Raw genomic sequence first — 23,093 nt, 5'->3', positions numbered from 1 at the left:
AATGATGATGATCAAAAAACGCTTGATAGGCATACTGCTGCTGACCATTAGTTCCATTGCTTTTGCACAGCAAAAAAAAACAGACAAAACGCTGAAACTATGGTATGATCGCCCGGCAGCGAACTGGAATGAGGCCCTGCCCATTGGCAATGGCCGGCTTGGTGCTATGGTTTTTGGCAATCCGGCTAAAGAGCAGCTGCAGCTGAATGAAGAAACCGTATGGTCTGGTGGGCCAAATACCAATATTACAGCTGCTTCAGGCGCAGCCATACCTCAGCTCAGGAAACTCATTTTTGAAGGGAAATTGGAAGAAGCACAGGCACTTGCAGATGTGGAAATGTTTCCTAAAAGGAACAGCGGCATGATCTATCAGCCTGTAGGGAACCTTTTCCTACAAGTTGAAGGTGCCGAAAAGGCTGCCAATTATTATCGTGACCTGAACATAGAAAAAGCTGTTGCCACGGTTACTTATGAAGCAGGAGGTGTGCATTACAGAAGGGAGATCTTCTCTTCGTTTACAGACCAGGTCATGATTGTTCGTTTAACAGCGGATAAACCTGGAAAGATCTCTTTCAATGCCTTTATGGATACCCAGCATAAAGGTGGCGTTCACACTGAAAACGGTAAGCTGATCTTATCAGGTCTTACCTCAGACCACGAAGGTGAAAAGGGGCAGATCAGGGTTGAATCTCAGGTAAAAGTGATTGCAGAAGGGGGAAAAACAGCGCTGCAAAACAATGCCTGGGCAGTTAAAAATGCCAATTCAGCTACGGTTTATGTTTCGATAGCCACCAACTTTAAAAATTACCAGGACATCAGTGGAAATGCCGGCCTTAAAGCGGCTTCGTTTTTAGATCAGGCCATAAAGAAAAACTATCCTATCGCACTTGCAGATCACATCAGGTTTTACCAGCAATATTTTAAGCGGGTGAAGTTTGATGTTGGCATAACCAATGATGTCAATAAACCTACCGATCAGCGTATTGCGGCATTTGCCAGTACCAACGATCCGCACCTGGCAGCACTCTATTTCCAGTTTGGCAGGTACCTGCTGATTTCCAGCTCCCAGCCGGGGAATCAGCCACCAACCTTGCAGGGCATCTGGAATGATAAAATGCTGGCACCCTGGGATAGTAAATACACCATTAACATCAATACGGAGATGAACTACTGGCCTGCAGAGGTTACCAATTTGTCCGAACTGCATGATCCTTTGTTTAAAATGCTGAAAGATCTTTCAGTTACCGGGCAGCATACCGCCAAATTAATGTATGGCGCCAAAGGCTGGGTAACCCACCACAATACTGACCTTTGGCGCATTACCGGGCCGGTAGACCGGCCTTACGCAGGTTTATGGCCAATGGGCGGCAACTGGCTGAGCCAGCATTTATGGGACCATTACCTGTTTACCGGCGATAAGCAGTTTTTGAAGGAATACTATCCCGTATTAAAAGGGGCCAGCGAGTTTTATCTTGATGTATTACAAGAAGAACCAAGCCATAAATGGTTGGTGGTCAGCCCTTCCAATTCTCCGGAAAATACATATGTACCTGGAAAGCGCGTTTCCATTGCTGCAGGAACCACTATGGACAACCAGCTGTTGTTCGATCTGTTTACGAAAACCAGTAAAGCTGCGGAACTTTTGAACCTGGATGCTGACTTCAGGATATTGCTGAAAACAACCTTGGGCCGTCTGGCCCCGATGCAGATTGGTAAACATAGCCAGCTGCAGGAATGGATGCAGGATGCTGACCGTACGGATGATAAACACCGCCACGTATCTCATTTATACGGCTTATACCCCAGCAACCAGATCTCTCCTTCCAGAACACCGGAGCTTTTTGATGCCGCAAGAACATCATTAACTTACAGAGGCGATCCGGCTACGGGCTGGTCTATGGGCTGGAAGGTTAATTTCTGGGCCCGTTTCCTGGATGGGAACCATGCTTATCAACTGATCACTGAGCAGCTGAAACTGGTGGGGGGGCGTGTAGACAGTGTGAACACCAAGGGTGGTGGCACCTATCCAAACCTGTTTGATGCACATCCTCCTTTTCAGATAGACGGAAATTTTGGCTGCACTGCCGGTATTGCAGAAATGCTGGTGCAGTCACATGATGGTGCGGTGCATATTTTACCTGCATTGCCAGATCAGTGGCCTTCAGGTGAAATTACCGGTCTGGTGGCGCGTGGGGGATATGTGATCGACATTGCCTGGAACAACAAAAAGATCACACAGCTTAAAGTAAGTTCAAAACTTGGCGGCAATTGCAGGCTGCGGATCAATACAGATATGAAACTGGACACAACCGGCCTTTCCAGCGCAAAAGGTGAAAATACCAATCAGTTTTACGAGCTGCCAACCATTAAAGCGCCTATAATTTCAGCACTGGCAAAGTTAAATCCGGTTGGGGTTAAGGCTTCAAGAGATTATGACCTGAAAACTGAAGCGGGTAAAACCTATATTTTTAAATTAAATTGATATGAAGAGATACGTTATGCTGCCCCTTTGGGCAATCTTCTGCATATCAGGTGCTACGGCACAGGAGCAGCAGGGACCAGCATTAAAACTATGGTACAACCAGCCCGCAAAGATCTGGGAAGAAGCCTTGCCCCTGGGCAATGGCAAAACCGGGGCCATGGTTTTTGGACGTGTAAACAGAGAACGCTTTCAGTTAAATGACAATACTTTATGGTCCGGAAGCCCGGAATCTGGTAATAATCCTAAAGGGCCGGCCAATTTGCCATTGGTCAGACAGGCAGTTTTTGATGGCGATTATGGAAAGGCTGCTGAACTCTGGAAAAAGAACTTGCAGGGGCCTTATTCTGCGCGTTATTTAACCATGGCCGATCTGTTTTTAGACTTTAACCTGAAAGATTCTGTTCCTGCAGCCTATTACCGCGAGCTGGACATTAACAATGCCCTGAGTACGGTCAGTTATACGCTTGGGGGGGTAAAGTATAAAAGGGAAACCCTGATCAGCTATCCGGATAAAGCCATGCTGATCCGCATCACAGCAGATCGGAAAAATTCGCTGAATTTTATTACTGGTATAAGCAGCAAATTAAAATATAGCACTACAGCGCTGACGTCCAATCAGCTGATATTAAAGGGCAGGGCGCCTAAACATGTAGCACACAGGGCTACTGAAGCCCGGCAGATTGTATATGACGATAAGGAAGGAATGACCTTTGAAGTGAATGTCCGGATTAAAACCGAGGGAGGGACTACCCGTGAAAAAGGAAACGAAATTGTGGTCAGTAAAGCCAATGCGGTAACCATTTATTTAAGCGGGGCAACCAGTTTTAACGGTTTTGATAAATCACCGGGCTTACAGGGCAAAAATCCTTCCGTTGAAGCGGGACGTATCCTTAACAAAGCCTATCCTAAATCCTATGCTCAAATTAAGGCTTCGCATGTAGCAGACTATAAGCGATTGTTTGACCGGGTATCGTTTCAGCTGGACAATAGTGCAGCACTGGCCAAATTGCCCACCAATATAAGATTATCACGGCAGGGGGCGATGGGCAATGATCAGGGTTTACAGGTGTTGTATTACCAGTTTGGCCGTTACCTGATGATCGCGGGTTCCAGGCCGGGTTCGCAGGCTACCAATTTACAGGGCATCTGGAATGATCATGTGCAACCTCCATGGGGCAGTAATTATACGATCAATGCCAATACACAGATGAATTACTGGCTGGCAGAACAAACCAACCTGTCGGAACTGCATCAGCCATTGTTTGATTTTATAGGCCGTATGGCCATTAATGGGGCCAAAACTGCCAAAGTCAATTATGATATCCAGCAAGGATGGGTAGTGCACCACAACACCGACATCTGGGCTAAAAGTTCTCCGACAGGGGGCTATGACTGGGATCCTAAAGGGGTGCCACGCTGGTCGGCCTGGCCAATGGGGGGAGCCTGGTTAACTACGCACCTGTACGATCATTACCTGTTTACCGGAGATCAGCAATTTCTGAGAAACACTGGTTATCCGCTACTGAAGGGAGCGGCAGAATTTATGTTGAAGTGGCTGGTCAAAGATGATAAAAGCAGGTATCTGGTAACCAATCCTTCTACTTCGCCCGAGAATGTATTTAAGGTTAATGGCAAGGAATATGAAGTGAGTAAAGCGACCACAATGGACATGGGAATCATCAAAGAATTGTTTACTGATTGCATAGCTGCGGCTAAAACGCTGGGTATAGACGCCGGTTTCAGAACAGATTTAGAAAATGCGAAAGCAAAATTATATCCTTTTAATATTGGCCGTTACGGACAACTGCAGGAGTGGTTTAACGATGTTGACGACCCTAAAGATTCGCACCGACATTTGTCGCATTTGTTTGCACTTTATCCGGGAAACCAGATCACTGTACAAAATACACCTGAACTGGCTGCTGCGGCCAAACAATCGCTGATTCACCGTGGTGATCTGAGTACCGGATGGTCTATGGCCTGGAAGATCAACTGGTGGGCCAGGTTACAGGATGGGAACCACGCCTTGAAAATATTAAAAGCTGGTTTAACCTTAATTGATCCGGCCAAAACAGTGGAGCCGCAAAAAGGCCCCAGTGGTAGTATGACACAACTAACCAATGTGCAGATGAGCGGTGGCGGAACTTATCCAAACCTTTTTGACGCACATCCGCCTTTCCAGATCGATGGCAATTTTGGGGCAACCGCAGGCATCACCGAAATGTTGTTGCAAAGCAATAGCGATGAGCTGAGTTTATTGCCTGCACTGCCTGATGATTGGGCTAAGGGAAATATAAAAGGCCTGAAGGCCCGGGGGAATTTCCGGGTAGATATGAACTGGGCGGGGGGTAAATTGACTGATGCCCTGATTTATTCGGGCTCCGGGGGGAATTGCCGGTTAAGAACAACAGTTCCGGTTAAAGTTGTTGCTGCAGCCTCAAAAATCGCTGAAGGACTTAATCCGAATCCGCTGAATGTAATGCCGGAAAAACCGGAATACCACAAAAATGAAAATGCAAAGCTGCAGGACCTGAACCTGAAAAAAAGCTATGTGATTGACTTTGAAACTGAAAAGGGTAAAACCTATGAAATAAACGTACTATAAATATTTAAATGCTATGAACCGAATTATTAAATATGCTGCTTGCTTAACCTTTTTATTGCTGGCTACACGCTTATCCGCACAGGAAATTAAATGGGAACAGATTGCTCCCGGGGTCTGGAAAGGGACGATCGGAAAGCCCGAAACTTATAACCTGCTTACTGCTGCTGGGGCAAAACCTGCAGTTGACGGGCTTAAAAATATTGGAGAAGCTGGATTCCCTTTGTCAAAAGCCGAGATTGTTGGTAAACTGAGCGATGGAAAAACTTATCTGAGGTTTCCTTTGGATAAAAAAGAGCAGTTGTATGGTTTTGGACTCAACTTTCAGACGGTACACCAGCGCGGCAAGATCCTGCAATTACATGTAGACCATTACGGTGGAAAGGACAATGGACGCACCCATGCGCCAACACCTTTTTACGTTTCCTCCAATGGTTATGGGGTGTTTATCAATTCGGCACGTTATTTAAACATTTATGCCGGATCGGCAGTAAAACGTGATGGTAAAAATGTACCGGAAGCGAAAGACCGCAATACAGACAAAACCTGGTCCTCCCGCCCGTATTCCGATGGTGTGGAAGTACTTGTGCCGGCTGAAGGCGTGGAATTTTACGTATTTGCAGGGCCTAGGCCGCTGGATGCCATCCGCAGGTACAATTTATTAAACGGGGGCGGTGTATTGCCGCCACGCTGGGGTCTGGGCTTTACACAAAGGGTAAAAACCCTGTATACAGCGGCTGATGTGGAAGCTGAAGTGAAGGCTTTTGAAGATAAGGGCTTTCCACTCGATTTTATTGGCCTGGAACCAGGCTGGCAGAGCAAAGCTTATCCATGTACTTTTGAATGGGACAAAGGCCGTTTTCCTGAACCAGCTAAATTTGTGAATGGTTTACTGAACAAGGGGGTCCGGGTGAATTTATGGACAAACCCTTATGTTTCTCCTCAGGCAGGTATTTACAACAGCATTAAACCTTTTACTGCGGATCATACGGTCTGGTTGGGCGCAGTTCCTGATCTGACTATGCCTCAGGCACGTGATATCCTGTTCTCTCAATTGAAAAAGAGCCAGGTAGATATTGGTGTGAGTGGTTACAAATTTGACGAAGTAGATGGTTATGACCACTATCTCTGGCCCGATGTTACACTGTTCCCTTCCGGACACAGTGCAGAGCAGCTGCGCCAGACTTATGGTTTGCTGATCCAGAAATATAGCGCCGACCTTTACCATGCACGCAACCAGCGTACTTATGGTTTGGTAAGGGCATCTAATGGCGGCGGAACTGCCTTGCCTTATGTGATCTATAACGATTATTACAACCATGAGGACTTTATTACCGCGCTGATCAACAGTGGTTTTGCCGGTGTATTGTGGACCCCAGAGGCCAGGGCTTCCAAATCGGAAGAAGAATGGCTGCGCAGGATGCAATCGGTCGTTTTTTCGCCCATGGCGATGATCAATGCCTGGAGTACTGGTACCAAGCCCTGGTCTTATCCAAATGTAGAAAAGCAGGTGAAAGAAATTGCCCTGCTGCGTATGCAAATGATGCCTTACTGGTACAGTGAATTTGCCAAATATCATTTCCAGGGTACGCCTCCGTTCAGGGCCATGAACCTTGAAGAAGGTTTCCAGGCAGAAGTTAAAAAGGAAATGAAAACCACCAACCTGGAAGAAAATCCTTATGCCGAAGCAGTAAGTAAGGAAATTAAGGACCAGTACATGGCTGGTGAATATCTACTGGTAGCGCCAATGTTTACCGGTAAGCAGAGCAGGACAGTGATCCTGCCTAAAGGTAAATGGTTTGATTTTTATACCGGTGAATATGCCGGAGACGGGGAAGTGATCACGATAACACCTGGACTGGATAAAATTCCCGTTTATGTTAAGGATGGTGGAATTATCCCAATGGGACCTGCCTTGATGCATGCTCCTAAACCTTCAGAGAAACTGGATCTGGAGATCAGGTATTATGGCAGCAAGCCTGGCAAATACATGCTGTATGATGATGATGGGGAGACTTTTAATTATGAAAAAGGGGCTTATAGCTTTCGGACAATCCAGATCGTTAAGGCGGCAAATGGCAAGCTGCAGGCAACGATATCAGCCGCAGAAAAAGGGAAGCCAAATACCCTGAATAAAGTGACTTTTAAGGCCATGACCAAATAAAAGTAAACAGATGAAAGAATTTCTTTTAATAGGGATTGTTGTAGCGGGCATGATTGGGAGCCAATCGTTCGCTGCTGCAAAGGAGGTACCGGGCGGTCCGCCTGCGGTGGCTAAGGAAGTAGGGAAGACTTTAAAAACGCTGATCCTTAAAAACGCCGCATGGGCCATGCAGCAGGAACCTGTTACGGTAACTGCGGAAAGCTCGCCGAGAAGTGCCGGTGGAAAGCATGATTTTTACTCGGAAGGTGACTACTGGTGGCCGGATCCACAAAATCCTGATGGCCCGTATATCCAGAAAGACGGCATGACCAACCCGCAGAACTTTGTGGCGCACAGACTGGCTATGATCCGTTTCAGTAAGATCATTGGTGCCCTGGCATCTGCCTTTAAACTTACCGGGGAGGAGAAATATGCAAAACAGGCGATGCGGCATTTACAGGCCTGGTTTATTCAGGAAGGAACCCTGATGAACCCCAATCTGCAGTTTGCGCAGGCCATAAAAGGCAGGTTTACCGGCAGAGGCATTGGTATTATTGATACCATACAGCTAATGGAAGTGGCACAGGGTATCATTGTCATGGAAAAGGTACTGGATGCTGGTGTACTTTCTGGTACCCGGAAATGGTTTGCCGCTTACCTGGAATGGCTGATGACACATCCCTATGGAAAGGACGAAATGAATGCGACCAATAATCATGGAACCTGTTTTACCATGCAGGTGGCTTCTTTTGCCAGGCTTTGTAAAGATGAAAAACTGATGGATTTTTGCCGGGACAGGTATAAAAATGTATTGTTGCCTAATCAAATGGCCAGTGATGGCAGCTTTCCGAGAGAACTGGGGCGTACCAAACCTTATGGTTATTCCATTTTTAACCTGGATGCCATGACTACACTTTGCCAGATCTTATCCAGTAAAAATGACAACCTCTGGGCTTATAAAACTGCAGATGGAAAATCAATGGAAAAGGGAATTGATTACTTGTATCCTTTTGTAGCGGATAAAACCAAATGGCCATTAAAGCCTGATGTCATGTATTGGGAGAACTGGCCGGTAGCCCAGCCTTTCCTGGTGTTTGGGGCCAGCGCTTATCAAAGAGCAAACTGGATAAATACCTGGAAAAAACTGGACCATGATCCGAAAGTAGAAGAAGTGATCAGGAATTTGCCGGTAAGGAACCCTTTGATCTGGTTGAATGAATTGTAAATTAAAAGTACATCATATATGAAGTTTGGAGTAATTCGTATGCAGACATTTTTGCTTTCGGCCCTGCTGACGGCAAACCTGGCTGCCTTTGGGCAGGTAGCTGGCGACGAAGATAAGGAGATGTTTAACCGGGCTCAACAGCGCGATCAGAAAGCGATAGATGAAGCCAGGAATGGCTGGTGGAAAAACTCCATGAAAACCCATGATGAAAGAATCCAATGGTGGCGTGAAGCCAGGTTCGGGATGTTCATACACTGGGGAGTTTACTCCGTCCCGGCAGGCGAATGGAAAGGAAAAGCTGTAAAAGGGTATTCGGAACATTTGATGCGCAAAGAAAAGATCAGCCGGGCCGACTACCTGGACCTGGCCCATACTTTTAATCCCTTGAAATTTAATGCAGCCGAGTGGATCTCAACTGCAAAGAAAGCCGGGATGCGGTATTTTATCATCACGGCAAAACACCATGATGGCTTTGCAATGTATGATTCCAGGGTGTCCGGTTTTAATGTGGTTAAACAAAGCCCTTTTAAACGTGATCCCATGGCCGAACTGGCTGCAGCGGCAAAAAAACAGGGGATGAAATTTGGTTTTTACTATTCGCACGCGTTTGACTGGGAGCACCCGGATGCGCCGGGGAACGATTGGGAATACAACAATCCCGGAGGGGATAAGCTGCTCGGAGGGGCTAACTGGTTCGACAGTCATCCGGAATGGCTGCCCAAGGCGGCAAAATACGTAGACGAAAAAACGATTCCGCAAATCAAGGAACTGATCAATAAATACCATCCTGATATTTTATGGTTTGATACCCCGCACAAACTGCCCTTATCGGAAAACATCCGAATTCTTAAAGCCATCCGGGAAACCGATCCCAATATTGTGGTAAATGGCCGTTTGGTAAGGAGTGCTACCGGAAATTTTGGCGATTATGTGAATACGGGCGACCGGCCGGCAGAACTGCTCACGGTGGCAGGCGACGCGGAAGCTATACCTACGACCAATGAATCTTATGGTTATTCAAAACATGATAACAGCCATAAATCCGCAAAATTCTTTATCCAGCTGCTGGCCAACTCCGCTTCCCGGGGTGCAAATTTATTGATGAACATAGGCCCCAAAGGGGACGGAAGTTTTGACACCAGGGATACGCGGATACTCGACAGTATTGGCAATTGGTTAAGCCAGAATGGCCAGTCCATTTACGGTACGGAGCGCGGGCAACTGCCCATTCCGGCCTGGGGGGTAAGCACACAAAAAGGAAGACAGATCTATCTGCATGTGTTCAACTGGCCAAGAGACGGCAATTTAGAGCTTGGGGGTTTAAAAACTGAAGTAAGTAAAGCCTGGTTTCTAACCGATAAATCCAAAAAACCGCTGCAGGTAAAGCGCCTGGATGCCACAACTCTCAATATTGGTTTGCCCCTAAAATCTCCTGGCAGCCCGGATGTAGTTATTGTACTTGAAACCAAAGGAAAAATTGAAACGGATACAGCCAGGTTAATTGCCGCCAATGTTAAGCTAAACAGGTTTCTGGTATTCGATGCAAAAGTACATGGCAAAATGGGCTTTGGTGATGGTAAAACCGATAAATATTATGTAACTGGCTGGAAAAACAAAGCAGATTACCTGTCATGGGACTTAAGGGCATTAAAACCTGGAAAATATAATGTGGTGGCCAAATATATTGGCGAAGAAGGAGGGGGCTCTTACGAGGTTGAAATTGGTGGTTTTAAAAGACAGCTGGAAGTGTTGGCTGAAAAGTATGTGGCCCATGACATGGGCATGGCTGATATTGCTCCGGGTACACAGGTCTTAACTGTAAAACCTATAGCCATCAAAGATGCCGAATTAATGAGGCTGCTGGAAATTCAATTGATACCAGTAAGATAGCGTACGAATAAAAATAGAGAATATGAAGAGATTATGCACTTTAGCAATAGCCGCCGCAATGTTTTTTGCAGGAACAGCTGTTGCCCAGAAAGTAGATGTAAAAAAAGCATTTAAACATGCCGATCAGCAAACCCTGGTGATGCTGAAAGAAATTGAAAAGATAAAAGCAACAAACGGGAAGCCGGAACTGGTGTCGCCAAGAACGCTGGATAATGGCAATTTAAGACTGGTGGCTTCACGCGACTGGACCAGTGGTTTTTTTCCTGGCGAGCTTTGGTTACTGTACGAATATACGGGTAAAAAAACCTGGATGGATCAGGCCAGGGCATTTACCGGGCTGATTGAAAAAGAACAACTGAATGGAACCACCCATGACATGGGTTTTAAGATTTTTTGCAGTGTAGGTACAGGCTATCGTTTAACAAACGACCCGCATTACAGGGAAGTGATCATCCAATCGGCCAAAAAGCTTTCCACACGATTTAATCCTAAAACAGGGGTGATCCGTTCCTGGGACCACAGCACTGATAAATGGGTAAACCCGGTGATTATTGACAACATGATGAACCTGGAGCTGCTTTTTGAAGCCACTAAGCTTACCGGCGATTCTTCTTTCTATAAAATTGCCGTTAGCCATGCCAATACTACCATCAAAAATCATTTCAGACCGGATTACAGTTCTTACCATGTGATTGATTACGACCCGAACACGGGTGCGGTGATGAAAAAAAATACGCACCAGGGTTATAGCTATGAATCTGCATGGGCAAGAGGGCAGGCGTGGGCATTGTATGGTTATGCCATGTGTTACCGTTATACCAAAGATCCAGCTTATTTAAAACAAGCTGAAGGGGTAGCAGGTTTTGTACTCAACCACCCGAATATGCCGGAAGACCTAGTTCCTTACTGGGATTTTAATGCTCCCGGAATCCCTGATGAACCTCGTGATGCTTCTGCTGCTGCTGTAATTGTTTCTGGTTTATACGAGCTGAGCGGCTACAGTGCCGATAAAGCTTTATACCTACAAAAGGCAGACAAGATGCTGAACAGCCTGAGCACCAAATACATTTCTCCGGTTGGCCAGAACAAAGGATTTATCCTGCTGCAAAGTACAGGCTCCAAGCCTTCAAACAGTGAGGTGAATGTGCCGCTATCTTATGCCGATTACTATTACCTGGAAGCCTTGTTAAGGTATAAAGCATTAAAAAGATAGTTAGTATTGTTTATTGAACAGCCAATTCCGCTGAATATTGACCTGTTGTTATTCTCTATTTTAGGGTTTAATGAAACCAAATTATAAATCATATCATGTATAAACGAAAAATACTTTTAGCAGCAACGGCCTTTTTAATGCTGGCGCAGTCTGTTTACAGTCAGAAAACTTTAACGAAGGAGGAAAGAATGGCCTGGTGGCGGGAAGCTAAATTTGGCATGTTTATCCATTGGGGCATATATGCCCAGTTTGCAGGCGTATACAAAGGACACGAGCAGTTAAGGGGTGGAGCTGAATGGATCATGAACCGCTCTAAAATACCTGTTGCTGAATACCAGGAGATGGCGAAAAGCTTTAATCCTGTAAAATATGATCCTGATGCATGGGTAAGGATGGCCAAAGATGCCGGGATGAAATACCTGATCATTACGGCGAAACACCATGATGGTTTTGCTTTATTTAATTCCAAGGCCAGCAAATGGGATGTTACTGATGCCACTGCCTATGGCAAAGATCTGCTGAAGCCTTTGGCTGCAGCCTGTAAAAAGTATGGCATTAAACTGGGCTTTTATTATTCCCAGGCACAGGACTGGAACAATCCTGGTGGATCAGCTGCGAGAAAGGAAATGAGGGAGGGTTGGTTAAATCCGGATTCTGCTAAAATAGATGCCTATACAGCAGCCAACAAGGGCCATTGGGACCCGGCACAGATGACCCGCACTTTTGACCAGTACATCGATGAAGTCTCTGTGCCACAGGTGAAAGAACTAATGACCAATTACGGAGATATTGCTGTACTTTGGTGGGATACCCCAACTAATATGACCGATGAAGCAGCACTAAAACTGCAGGCAGCTTTAAAATCGCAACCACAGATCATTACCAATGATCGGTTAAAACGTCCTAATTTTCCTGGTGATACAAAAACACCAGAGCAAAAAATACCGACGCAGGCCGAACTGGATGGGATGGACTGGGAAACCTGTATGACCATGAACGGTACCTGGGGTTTCAGAACTTCAGACCATAAATGGAAATCTACTGAAACATTGATCCGTAATTTGTGTGATATCGCCTCAAAGGGTGGTAACTATTTATTGAATGTTGGCCCTAAGCCTGATGGAACATTTCCGCAGGAAAGTATGGAGCGTTTGGCAGCGATAGGTAAATGGATGGGTGTGAATAGTGAATCTATTTACGGTACTAAATCGAGCCCTTTAGCCCCATTGAACTGGGGCCGCTGTACCCGGAAGGAAACTGCTAAAGGCACCACGCTTTACTTTTCTGTGTTTAACTGGCCTGCTGATGGGCAACTTGTTGTTCCAGGGCTGAAAAATAAAGTATTGTCTGCTACTTTGCTGGCTACAAAAGCTAAATTGAACACGGATACTAAGGGAGATGAGCTGACCATCAAATTACCTGGGCAAGCACCAGATGCCATTGCAAGTGTGATTAAGGTTGAATTTGAAGGTGCTGTAGCGCATCAGACAGATGTTAAGCCTAAGAAAGAGATGAAGACAGGAGCTTTAGATTGAAAAATAACCGTTCTCTTCGAAGGCTGGAAAAAATGCGCTGAAGAAGCGCAATTATTCCTATGCCTTCTCTGAGAAGGTAATTTTTCTTTTAGCAAGGGGGATAGGATAGCGTGTTAGAGAAGGTAATTTTTCTTTTAGCAGGGTGGATAGGATGGCATGTTAGAGAGGTAATTTTTCTTTTAACAGGATGATGGGTTAGATGAGAGATAGGCTTGTTGGACAAGCATGGTCTGGAGAAATATTAGATTGATTATTTATTGAATGGAAATGAGAGGTATAATTAAGCCGCTTCTGAGCTGCTGTTTGTTTTTTTCGATAACTGCGCAGGCTCAAAAAGTGGCGCCTTTATGGGAAGATTTTGTAAAGGCGAAAAAATCAGGGGGTACAGCGGTACTCCCTGATTTTTCTTATGCAGGGTATGGGTTTTCTGAAATGGCTATACCTTCGGTAAGCGGAAAGAAAGTATTTAAGGTGGATGATTATGGTGCCAAGGCAAATGATGGGTTATTTGATGATGCTGCTATACAGAAAGCTATTGATGCCGCTGAGGCCAATCCAGGCGGTGGTGTGGTGATTTTTTCGCCAGGGAAGTATTTGATTGCGCCTGATGAGGATGCGAAGAAACAGATCCGGATCGCGAAGAGCGGTATTGTTTTAAAGGGTAGCGGAAGCGGAGCGGGAGGAACAGAGATCTATCAGGCCAATATGCGGATCAATGGCCGTCAGTTCCTGTTTAAACCCAACGACAGTAAGGTTGAAAGATTGACCACCATTATCCAGGATGCCGGCAGGGAAACTTTTGCCGTTGAAGTAAAAGATGCTTCGAAATTGAAAGTGGGGCAGGACATTGTCATCCGCCACAGAAGCGAAGAATATACACGGCTCTATTTTGCACCTCTAGAACTTAAGCCCGAATGGACCAGGTTGTTTGGCGACAATGGAGGGATGCAGATTTATGAAATCCATACCATCACAGGCATTGAGGGCAATAGGGTCGGCTTTAAGAACCCCCTGCACTACGACATCAGGATGGTTAAGTCGGCCAGCTGGAACATCGAACCCTACCATGCCCTGGAAGAATGCGGTGTTGAAGACATTTTATTCAGCAGCAACTGGAAAAGCTATCCTGAAGAATTCGTTCATCATAAAAACGCCATTCATGACTATGCTTATGAAGCTATTGGAATGGAATATATAAGGAACAGCTGGGTGCGCAACTGTGAATTCCACGACTGGAACGAAGGGGTTTTCATCAGATCGGGATACAAGGTGACGGTAGAAAATACACATTTTAGGGGCAAAAAGGGGCATGCCTCTGTTCATGCCCGTACAGGTTATGGGGTGTTGATCAGGAATTGCACATTTAACGGTGCACAGCACCATGGCGCAGGAACAGGATATGCTGCGGTTGGAACTGTTGTTACGAACTGCACCTTGGGTACCGACCAAAACTTTGACATCCATTCCGGTCATCCCAATGCAACACTTTACGACAGTATTGATGGCGGTGTTTTTTACAATCTGGGAGGTCCCTTGGGTGGGCATCCGCATCATGGGAAATACCTCGTGCTTTGGAACTTTTACCATAAATCAGATAAAGAACAGCATTATAATTTCTGGGACATGAGCAGACGAAGGAACTATACCATTGCAGCACCAATCCTGGTAGGTTTCCGCTCCAATAAAGCAGTTACTTTTGAAAATGCAGGGATAAATGAGTTGCAGGGGCAGGAAGTAGTGCCGAAATCGCTTTTTGAGGCACAGTTGGAGTTAAGAATGAAAAAATAACCGAAGGCAAATTTTCTTTCAGGCGGGAGTGGATAGATAGGTTACTAAAAAATAATTACAAGTTTTTGGTGATATTTGATTTAAAACGCCCACATACTATTAAACATAGTAACTATGGATGCAAAATTAAATACTGATGTCACCTGCAATGATCGGGAAGCCTGGCTTACGGTTTTGTATAAAAAAACCTTTCCCCTGGTAGCACATTATGTTAGCAGGATGGGTGGTTCATTTGATGATGCCAGGGATATTTTTCAGGATGCTCTGGTCATTTATTACGAGAAATCGACTCAGCAGGAACTGAGCTTGAAATATAGCGACCAAAGCTATCTTTTTGGTATTGCCCGCTACCTCTGGAACAAACGATACAAAGAGAGTTCGAAGCAATTGTCCATTGATCAGCTCGATCCGGATTTTGATGCTGGTCTGATCGATGTTGCTGATCAGGAAATATCTTCTTCACGCTTGTTCCGGCTGTTACAAACTGCAGGTCAGAAATGTATGCAGCTACTCAGTGCTTTTTATTATGAAAAACTGAATATGGACCAAATAGCAGAAAGGTTTGGCTTTTCAGGCCCCCGGTCTGCTACTGTTCAAAAGTTCAAGTGCCTGGAAAAAATTAAAGAAACCGTAAAAGAAAAATCGCTACAATATGAGGACATCCTTGAATGAACTGGCATTGATGGAAGATTTTCTGTTGGGCAACAAAGACGGAGAAGAAAGCTCGTTAATGCAGGCCCGCCTGCTGCTGCAGCCTGAACTTCAAGAAAGCATGTACTGGCAGCAAAGGACCTATCACCTGGTCAATTCCTATGGTCGGGAACAGTTGAGGAAAGAAATCACTCAGGTACACCAAAAATTATTTACTGCTGCAGAACATCTTTCTTTCCGGAAAAAGATCCTGCGGTTCTTTAACAAGTAAAATCCAATTCATCTTATTGCCTGCTAAAACATCAGGCCCTTATAAGGGCATGGGACAGCTATGCTTCATTTTAACCCAATAAAATAGATATGAACAAGAACGAATTTCGCAGTTATGCGGTAAAACATCACCGGATCAATAGCTTGTATGTTGATCAGTACATTTCCCGTACTGCTGTCATGGCCGGTCCGGTAGCCATGACACCCTATATTACAGAAGAAAGGCAGCTCAACGTTGCACAGATGGATGTATTTTCCCGTTTAATGATGGACCGTATCATTTTTCTGGGCGAGGCCGTAGATGAAAGAAATGCCAATGTTATTCAGGCACAATTGCTCTTCCTGCAATCGGTTGATGCCGAAAAAGACATTCAGCTGTATGTCAATTCTCCAGGTGGATCGGTTTATGCAGGACTGGGGATCTATGATACCATGCAGTTCATTGCACCAGATGTCGCTACCATTTGTACCGGTATTGCTTTGTCGATGGGCTCTGTATTGCTGTGTGCCGGTGCACCAGGTAAACGTTCGGCCCTGAAGCATTCCAGGGTAATGATCCATCAAACATCCGGAGGAACACAGGGAACAGCGATGGACATGGAGATTTCTGTTAAGCAGGTACTCCAGATACAGAAAGAATTGTACCAGATCATCGCTAAGCATAGTGGACAACCATATGAGCGGATCAATGAAGCTGCCAGCCGGGATTACTGGATGACCTCAGCAGAGGCTAAGGAATTCGGGATGGTTGATGAGGTCTTGTCGAAATAAACCATTTCCCTGACATTACTTATCCTATGTCAATACTTATATTTACCAGCCTTGGTAATTTTGTAGTATTAAAAACAAGAAATTATGGAACTAGGTATAGGTATGTTTGGCGATTTGTCGGTTGATCCGAAAACTGGAAAGCCAAGAGCTGCGCAATTGAAACTACAGGAAATCCTGGAACAGATTAAACTGGCTGATGATGTAGGTTTGGATGTATTTGGTTTAGGTGAGCACCACCGGCCGGATTATGCGGTTTCCGCTCCTGAAATTGTACTGGCTGCTGCTGCAGGCATCACTAAAAAAATTAAATTGACCAGTACCGTTACGGTACTCAGTTCGGCTGAACCGGTTAAGGTATACCAGGACTTTTCAACCATTGACCTGATTTCCAATGGTCGGGCAGAAATAGGTGTGGGCCGCGGCAGTTTTATTGAATCTTTCCCGTTGTTTGGTTACGACCTGAAAAATTATGACCAGCTGTTTGAAGAGAAACTTGATCTGCTGCTCAATATCAATAACAATGAGGTAGTTAACTGGAAGGGCGAGCTTCGTGCGCCGCTCATCAACCAGATGGTATTACCAAGGGCAACCAACAATGGAAAATTACCCATATGGATTGCCGTTGGCGGAACACCGCAATCTGTATTGCGTGCTGCAGTATTGGGTTTGCCATTGGTTGTAGCCATTATAGGTGGCATGCCAAAACAGTTTCAGCCCTTAATTGAATACTATAAAGAACAATATGCAAAACATGGTCATGATGTAAGTAAAATGCAGATCGGTATCCATTCCCATGCGTTTTTAGCTGATAATGAAGCTGATGCAGATGGCTATTATAAAAATTATGCAGCACAGATGGACACCATTGGAGCTACAAGAGGCTGGGCGCCTTATACCAAAATGCAATACGACGGCGGCCGGGCTAAAGAAGGTGCATTATTCATCGGAGAAGCAGCAGCCGTAACGGACAAAATCCTGTATATGCATGAGCTGTTTGGCATCACACGATTTATCGGCCATATGGATGTTGGCGATCCTTCGCATGCAGAAATGATGAAATCAATTGAAATATTTGGTACCAAGGTAGCGCCCGTTGTAAGGAAAGCGCTGAGGGAAATTTAAAAAAAATATGCCTTCTGTGAACAGCGCCTATGCCTGTGAATAGAATGGCTTATTTTTCCCCTTATTTTGATCTTGCTTTAACCTGTGCCTCATATAATGAGGCCGGTTGAAGATCTGCTTTATTCTGTCCTTCCCATTCTCCATCAGGTTTGCCTTCTAAACGTCCCTTCAATTTCTGACCCTGTACGCCAATAGCATAATTTTTTCCCGATACCCATGGGTTTTGTATAGCAGCACCTTTTACCTTGCAGTTCCATAATACCTGGGTAATGCCGGCCCAGCCATGGCCGCTGCCCCAGTTGCCCCTGTCCTGTACATTGATCTCTCCGTCGGTATCAATGTTGTCATATAAGGTGCCGCTGGACCAACGGTGATGAGGCCCGATATCTGCATGGGTATTTCTGGATTTGCTGCGGAAAAACACATTCGGACCGCAGGTTTTGGCGCCCGTTACGTAGTCATGCCTGCCCTCAGTAGTTTCCAGGTCCATGAACAGGTTTTGCTGCCCGTTGTTGTTAAAGGAATACCGCCTGCTGCCGGTAATGACCGATTTGGCATCAAAACACCTGGAGTTTTTAACGGTAATGTTTTTGGCACCGCCATTTAAACTTACGCAGCCAAATCCAAAAAAGCGGGAAGTCACACCAGTTATCCAGCCATTTTCTATATGGTCAAAATCAACTGCAATCCAGCCATGGTCTTCATCCGTATCACTGGCATACGCAGACTCAAATAAGATATCTTCAATGCCTACTTCTTTAATACGACCTTTGTAATCGTATTTAAAGATCTCTCCACCACCATATTGCTGATCTAAGGCTATTACAATAGGGTTGTCTATGGAGATCTTATTGCCGGCTATGGCCGTGATCTCCCGTTCAAAATTCAGGTTGTATTCCGCCGCTTTCCATTGTTTGGTCCCTTGCCGCTCAACAATTCTGTCCATCTGCAAATCATGGATCCAGTTATCTGTTCCGGGTCTGTATACCACAATTCTGTCGCCAACCTTAAAATCTTTTGCTGAAACAACCTGGAAGGATTTTGCGCCTGCGGGAACATAGGTGTCTGTAATTTTTATCCTGCTTCCAGCTTCTGTAATCCGGCCCTTACCACTCACTTTTAACAAAGAGCGCGAACCTTTACCAGCTGCAATCAGCCTGGTGGCATTACCTTCACCTTTTAAAACCACACCACCCGCATTAATATGGATGGTTCCTGCAATGGCGTAGTCGCCTTTCTTTAATAGAATTGCACCCCGTAAACCATCTTTGCCTGCAGGCAGGGCCGATACCTCATTAATGGCCGTCTGTATGGTTGCAGCTGCATCACCCTTTACCGGATCAATTGTTTTTACAATTTTTGCCTCCGGAATTTCTTTCTGGCCATGGTGATAGCCTACCTGGCTAAAATCCGGAATGGTATTCCCCTTTTCATCAGGATAATAGGTGATGCTGCCATCTTTATTGACCTGGAGGAATTTAGAAGACCAGGCCTTGTTTTTTACAAAGGAGAGCAGCAGCCCGCTGACCAACAGGATACAAAGTGCGAGGATTGATTTGATTTTCATTGAATTAGGGTATGTTAATGGCAAAAATGAATGCTTATGCAATTGCGGAATAAAATCCCGCTTTTTAATAAACGTTATTAGCACACTTATAAATTCAATTGGCTTTGTTTTTAGCTACAGTTTCATTTGCTGTATTCGGACAGCATTTAAGATCGCGAGCAGCGCAACACCAACATCCGCGATTACCGCCTCCCATAGTGTGGCTACGCCACCTGCACCTAAAATCAGTACAATGAGCTTCACGCCCATGGCGAGCGCAATATTTTGCCATACAATACTCCTGGTCAGTTTGCCGATCTTTATGGCTGTTACAATTTTTGAGGGCTGGTCATTCTGGATCACAATATCGGCAGTTTCTATCGTGGCATCACTACCCAGGCCGCCCATGGCAATGCCGGCATCTGCAAGGGCAACAACAGGAGCATCATTTACCCCATCGCCAACGAAAGCCAGGTGTTTGCCCTGTTTTTTCAACGCCGTTACTTTTGCTACCTTATCCTCTGGTAACAGGTTGCCAAAAGCTTTATCAATACCCAACAATCGGGCAACTTTATCGACTACACTTTGTTTGTCGCCACTCAACATTACCGTTTCGATGTTTAACCGGTGCATATCCGCAATGGCTTGTTTTGCATCTGCTTTAATTTCATCGGCAATGGTAAGGTATCCTGCATATTTTCCATCAACAGCCAGAACCACAATGGTGTCCGCTTCCGCATCTATCTTGTGGTCATAGGCTATGCTGAATTTTTTAAGTAGTTTGGTATTCCCTGCAAGTACGGCTTTCCCATTTATCGTGCCCTTAAGGCCATGTCCGGCTACCTCTTCTACATTTTCGATGGTAACACCGCTGGGCACATCACCCGCATAACTGACAACCGCCTGCGCAATCGGGTGGGTAGATTTGCTTTCTATGGCCGAGGCCAGCATCACCAGCTCTTTTTCATCAAAACCATTGCTCACTACCTTTTGCACCTCAAATACACCCCTGGTAAGTGTGCCGGTTTTGTCCATTACAACAGCATTTACTTTAGTCATGACATCTAAAAAATTGGATCCTTTAAACAGTATCCCATTTTTAGAGGCCAGGCCAATTCCTCCAAAATAACCCAGGGGAATGGATACAACCAGGGCACAGGGACAGCTGATCACTAAAAATACCAATCCCCGGTACAGCCAGTCTTTAAAAACATAATCGGCTATAAAGAAATAAGGCAAGGCTACTACCAGTACCGCCAGCAGGAACACGATGGGGGTATATATTTTGGCAAAACGGGAAATGAACAGTTGTGTCTGTGATTTCCGGGCAGTAGCATCCTGGACCATCTCTAGAATCTTGCTCAGCTTGCTGTCTTTAAAAGCTGCTTTTACCTGAACTGATGAAAGCTGGTTCAGGTTGATCATTCCGGCCAGTACCTGTTCTCCTTTCTTCTTGGTGTCCGGCCTGCTTTCGCCGGTCAGGGCTGCGGTGTTGAAGGTTGCTTTATCAGATAGCAATTCGCCATCCAGGGCTACCTTTTCGCCAGGCTTGATCTGTATGACCTCATCAATGGCCACCCCTGCAGGGGCTACCCGATGTATTTTTCCCTCCCTGATCACATCAACCGCATCAGGGCGGATATCAAGTAAAGCTTTAATGCTTCTTTTTGCATTGCTAACCGCAGTATCCTGGAACCATTCCCCGATAGAATAAAATACCATTACGGCTACACCTTCACTATAAGAACCTATAGCAAAAGCACCGATGGTGGCCACGCTCATCAGAAAAAATTCATTAAAGAAATCAAGTCTCAGCGCTTTTCTGAAAGCCAGGTTCAATACATTGTATCCTGCCAGTAAATAAGCAGGTACAAAAATGATCAGTTGTACCAGTGTGTTAAAGTTGATGTGAAATCCGTATTCCAGTACCATCATGACTACAACTACGCCCAGGGCAGTTAACAACGGCCAGTGGCTTAACCAGCCTGCAGGTTCTTCTGCACCATGGTCATGTCCGTCGTCGTCACTATGTGCATCAGCAGTATGGTGATGCGCCGCATTGCTATGCTGCATCGCTGCTTTTGCATTGGTTTCTTCATTAGCACAGCAGTCTTTATGTATATTCGATACCTTCATCGTCTTAATTTATAACACAAAGGTAAGGTCGGTGGCTATGCAATGCTATTGCAATTTTCGCAGGTACCTTTAACGATGAGGTTCATTTCCTGTTGCTCAAATCCATGGGGTAATGTCATTTCCGGAATACGGGTGTTGGGCAGACAAAAGGTTTCCCGGCAGGTATTGCAATAAAAATGAACGTGAAGATCATGATGGCTTTCACCATCACAATCTTTTTCACATAAAGCATATTTGGTGGCACCACTGCCATCTTCTATACTGTGTACCAATCCTTTTTCTTCAAAAGTTTTTAATGTCCGGTATAGCGTGATCCGGTCTGAAGGGGCCATTCCTTTTTCAAGATCATTTAAGCTAATTGCAGCTGCCTGTCTGGTTAAAAATTCCAAAACCAGTAAACGCATGGCCGTAGGATTAATTTGCCTGGCTGTAAGTCTGTTTTCAATGTCCTGTGTCATGGTTTTTAGCTTATTGTTTAATTAATGGCTGTGTTCTGCTGGTCCCGATGATTTTGACTGCAAATAAAAGGCCCCTTTAGTTACTACTTTAACATCGGCAGGTAATTTTTGCAGGGGATTGACCTGGACGTAGCCCAGTTCGGCAACTCCAGTGGTTACTTCCACCTTTTTGAAATGTACTGAATTTTCTTCTTCGGCGTGATCCTTTTGATGTGCGGCTTCTGCAGCGCTGTCTACAATGAATATAAATTCCTTGCCTTCTGCACGTACTACGGCGTCAACCGGTAAAGCATTGCTCATGGCAGTGCCTACACCGATCAGGCCGGTTACATACATTCCCGGGATCAGACTGGCCCCCGGCTTTTTAATTACAGCATGTACCACCACACCCTTGCTGTCATTTTCAAAGGATTTATTGATGCCATAAATTTCACCTTCAATTTGTTGGTTTTTCTGATTGGTTAACTGAAAATCTACCCGCTGGCCAACTTTAATTTTCGACAGGTCTTTTTCAAACACGATCAGGTCTGCGTGGATCTTTGAATTGTCAACAATGTCCATGATCGATACTCCGGGTTGGGCATAAGAGCCTGTTTCGGCACTGATCTTTCCAATGGTACCGTTGATAGGCGCAGTTACCGGCACCTGGGAAGTAATGTTTCCAGCGCTGATATGGCTGGCCGGGATGCCGTACTGCTGCAACTGCCTTTCCAATGCCTTTATTTTAGCGCGTTCGGCATTGTAATTGGCCTCGGCCTGCTGCTGGGCTTTTCCGGTACCTGCGTTGGCAGCTTTAAGCTGTTGCTGACGATTGTATTCTGCCTCGATATAGGTGAAACCGCCCTTTACAGTCAGGTAGTCTTGCTGAAGCCTGATCAAATCCTGGTTTTCAACTGTGACCAAGACTTGTCCTTTTCGTACCCTTTGGCCTTCTATTACATTGATTTTCCTGATGATACCCCCCGTGAGTACATTGATCTGTGCTGCATTTTGAGGAGGTACGGCCAGCTGACCGCTTGATTTTACCACCTCGGTCAGGTTTTTCTGTGCTATGTTGCCGATTACAATACCAACAGCGTTTAATTGCTCCTGGCTTAATTCAAGACCCTCAGCTTCCTCATGAACGCCATGTTCATCTGCCACTTCAGTTTTGGTCCCAGGTGTTTTTGCGGCATCACCACAGGAGTTCATTGCGGTAAGGATAATGGCCAGATAAAAAAGCCCGGCCATGTTTCTTTTGATACAGGTTATTACTTTCATT

Annotated in this window: 16 protein-coding genes; 12 read left to right on the top strand and 4 right to left on the bottom strand. The window is 45.3% G+C overall.

Annotated features, from left to right (window positions below; all coding sequences use genetic code 11):
* The first annotated feature begins 1 nt into the window (after position 1).
* The 12 genes from R2Q85_RS21000 to R2Q85_RS20945 all read left to right on the top strand — a co-directional run bounded on the left by R2Q85_RS21000 (position 2) and on the right by R2Q85_RS20945 (position 17,692).
* The gene (locus tag R2Q85_RS21000) at positions 2-2,482 is read left to right on the top strand and encodes a glycoside hydrolase family 95 protein (protein ID WP_316813760.1); all 2,481 of its coding nucleotides are present in this window, start codon (positions 2-4) and stop codon (positions 2,480-2,482) included.
* A 1-nt stretch (position 2,483) separates the two neighbouring features.
* Complete coding sequence (locus R2Q85_RS20995) at positions 2,484-5,087, top strand: glycoside hydrolase family 95 protein (protein ID WP_316813759.1); 2,604 nt, start codon at positions 2,484-2,486, stop codon at positions 5,085-5,087.
* 13 nt (positions 5,088-5,100) lie between these two features.
* Positions 5,101-7,248, top strand: a complete 2,148-nt coding sequence (locus R2Q85_RS20990) for a TIM-barrel domain-containing protein (RefSeq protein WP_316813758.1) — start codon at positions 5,101-5,103, stop codon at positions 7,246-7,248.
* 10 nt (positions 7,249-7,258) lie between these two features.
* Positions 7,259-8,452: an alginate lyase family protein gene (locus tag R2Q85_RS20985; RefSeq protein ID WP_316813757.1), complete on the top strand. Its 1,194-nt coding sequence runs from the start codon at positions 7,259-7,261 to the stop codon at positions 8,450-8,452.
* A gap of 18 nt (positions 8,453-8,470) precedes the next feature.
* Positions 8,471-10,342 carry an alpha-L-fucosidase gene (locus R2Q85_RS20980; RefSeq protein ID WP_316813756.1) on the top strand — a complete coding sequence of 624 codons (1,872 nt, stop codon included), beginning with the start codon at positions 8,471-8,473 and terminating at the stop codon, positions 10,340-10,342.
* Positions 10,343-10,364: 22 nt separating this feature from the next.
* The gene (locus R2Q85_RS20975; protein ID WP_316813755.1) at positions 10,365-11,555 is read left to right on the top strand and encodes a glycoside hydrolase family 88 protein; all 1,191 of its coding nucleotides are present in this window, start codon (positions 10,365-10,367) and stop codon (positions 11,553-11,555) included.
* A 95-nt stretch (positions 11,556-11,650) separates the two neighbouring features.
* Positions 11,651-13,090, top strand: a complete 1,440-nt coding sequence (locus tag R2Q85_RS20970) for an alpha-L-fucosidase (protein WP_316813754.1) — start codon at positions 11,651-11,653, stop codon at positions 13,088-13,090.
* Positions 13,091-13,357: 267 nt separating this feature from the next.
* A complete protein-coding gene (locus R2Q85_RS20965) occupies positions 13,358-14,878 on the top strand; it encodes a DUF4955 domain-containing protein (protein ID WP_316813753.1) in 1,521 nt (506 codons plus the stop codon).
* Positions 14,879-14,992: 114 nt separating this feature from the next.
* Positions 14,993-15,550 carry a sigma-70 family RNA polymerase sigma factor gene (locus R2Q85_RS20960; RefSeq protein ID WP_316813752.1) on the top strand — a complete coding sequence of 186 codons (558 nt, stop codon included), beginning with the start codon at positions 14,993-14,995 and terminating at the stop codon, positions 15,548-15,550.
* Complete coding sequence (locus R2Q85_RS20955; protein WP_316813751.1) at positions 15,531-15,800, top strand: hypothetical protein; 270 nt, start codon at positions 15,531-15,533, stop codon at positions 15,798-15,800. Before R2Q85_RS20960 ends, R2Q85_RS20955 begins: the two co-directional genes overlap by 20 nt.
* Before the next feature lie 89 nt (positions 15,801-15,889).
* Complete coding sequence (locus tag R2Q85_RS20950) at positions 15,890-16,570, top strand: ATP-dependent Clp protease proteolytic subunit (RefSeq protein WP_410478902.1); 681 nt, start codon at positions 15,890-15,892, stop codon at positions 16,568-16,570.
* 84 nt (positions 16,571-16,654) lie between these two features.
* Positions 16,655-17,692, top strand: coding sequence for an Atu2307/SP_0267 family LLM class monooxygenase (locus tag R2Q85_RS20945; protein ID WP_316813750.1), 1,038 nt, complete (start codon positions 16,655-16,657; stop codon positions 17,690-17,692).
* Positions 17,693-17,753: 61 nt separating this feature from the next.
* On the opposite strand, the gene R2Q85_RS20940 is transcribed toward R2Q85_RS20945, so the two are convergent.
* The 4 genes from R2Q85_RS20940 to R2Q85_RS20925 form a co-directional block, all read right to left on the bottom strand.
* Positions 17,754-19,259 carry a hypothetical protein gene (locus R2Q85_RS20940; protein WP_316813749.1) on the bottom strand — a complete coding sequence of 502 codons (1,506 nt, stop codon included), beginning with the start codon at positions 19,257-19,259 and terminating at the stop codon, positions 17,754-17,756.
* A 114-nt stretch (positions 19,260-19,373) separates the two neighbouring features.
* Complete coding sequence (locus tag R2Q85_RS20935) at positions 19,374-21,374, bottom strand: heavy metal translocating P-type ATPase (protein WP_316813748.1); 2,001 nt, start codon at positions 21,372-21,374, stop codon at positions 19,374-19,376.
* 35 nt (positions 21,375-21,409) lie between these two features.
* Positions 21,410-21,832 (bottom strand): Fur family transcriptional regulator, encoded by a 423-nt coding sequence (locus tag R2Q85_RS20930; protein ID WP_316813747.1) that lies wholly within the window; start codon positions 21,830-21,832, stop codon positions 21,410-21,412.
* Positions 21,833-21,853: 21 nt separating this feature from the next.
* Positions 21,854-23,092, bottom strand: a complete 1,239-nt coding sequence (locus R2Q85_RS20925) for an efflux RND transporter periplasmic adaptor subunit (RefSeq protein ID WP_316813746.1) — start codon at positions 23,090-23,092, stop codon at positions 21,854-21,856.
* Position 23,093: the final 1 nt, after the last annotated feature.

This window comes from Pedobacter heparinus (assembly GCF_032678725.1).
Taxonomy (GTDB): Bacteria; Bacteroidota; Bacteroidia; order Sphingobacteriales; family Sphingobacteriaceae; genus Pedobacter; species Pedobacter heparinus_A.
This window is presented reverse-complemented; position numbering and strand designations above follow the sequence as displayed.

What these genes read in the sequence shown, in the direction of transcription:
- R2Q85_RS20995 (WP_316813759.1), top strand. Translation starts at nt 2,484, where the DNA reads ATGAAGAGATACGTTATGCTGCCCCTTTGGGCAATCTTCTGCATATCA.
- R2Q85_RS20980 (WP_316813756.1), top strand. Translation starts at nt 8,471, where the DNA reads ATGAAGTTTGGAGTAATTCGTATGCAGACATTTTTGCTTTCGGCCCTG.
- R2Q85_RS20990 (WP_316813758.1), top strand. Translation starts at nt 5,101, where the DNA reads ATGAACCGAATTATTAAATATGCTGCTTGCTTAACCTTTTTATTGCTG.
- R2Q85_RS20970 (WP_316813754.1), top strand. Translation starts at nt 11,651, where the DNA reads ATGTATAAACGAAAAATACTTTTAGCAGCAACGGCCTTTTTAATGCTG.
- R2Q85_RS20945 (WP_316813750.1), top strand. Translation starts at nt 16,655, where the DNA reads ATGGAACTAGGTATAGGTATGTTTGGCGATTTGTCGGTTGATCCGAAA.
- R2Q85_RS20950 (WP_410478902.1), top strand. Translation starts at nt 15,890, where the DNA reads ATGAACAAGAACGAATTTCGCAGTTATGCGGTAAAACATCACCGGATC.
- R2Q85_RS20975 (WP_316813755.1), top strand. Translation starts at nt 10,365, where the DNA reads ATGAAGAGATTATGCACTTTAGCAATAGCCGCCGCAATGTTTTTTGCA.
- R2Q85_RS20940 (WP_316813749.1), bottom strand. Translation starts at nt 19,259, where the DNA reads ATGAAAATCAAATCAATCCTCGCACTTTGTATCCTGTTGGTCAGCGGG.
- R2Q85_RS20985 (WP_316813757.1), top strand. Translation starts at nt 7,259, where the DNA reads ATGAAAGAATTTCTTTTAATAGGGATTGTTGTAGCGGGCATGATTGGG.
- R2Q85_RS20925 (WP_316813746.1), bottom strand. Translation starts at nt 23,092, where the DNA reads ATGAAAGTAATAACCTGTATCAAAAGAAACATGGCCGGGCTTTTTTAT.
- R2Q85_RS20955 (WP_316813751.1), top strand. Translation starts at nt 15,531, where the DNA reads ATGAGGACATCCTTGAATGAACTGGCATTGATGGAAGATTTTCTGTTG.
- R2Q85_RS20965 (WP_316813753.1), top strand. Translation starts at nt 13,358, where the DNA reads ATGAGAGGTATAATTAAGCCGCTTCTGAGCTGCTGTTTGTTTTTTTCG.
- R2Q85_RS20930 (WP_316813747.1), bottom strand. Translation starts at nt 21,832, where the DNA reads ATGACACAGGACATTGAAAACAGACTTACAGCCAGGCAAATTAATCCT.
- R2Q85_RS20960 (WP_316813752.1), top strand. Translation starts at nt 14,993, where the DNA reads ATGGATGCAAAATTAAATACTGATGTCACCTGCAATGATCGGGAAGCC.
- R2Q85_RS20935 (WP_316813748.1), bottom strand. Translation starts at nt 21,374, where the DNA reads ATGAAGGTATCGAATATACATAAAGACTGCTGTGCTAATGAAGAAACC.
- R2Q85_RS21000 (WP_316813760.1), top strand. Translation starts at nt 2, where the DNA reads ATGATGATGATCAAAAAACGCTTGATAGGCATACTGCTGCTGACCATT.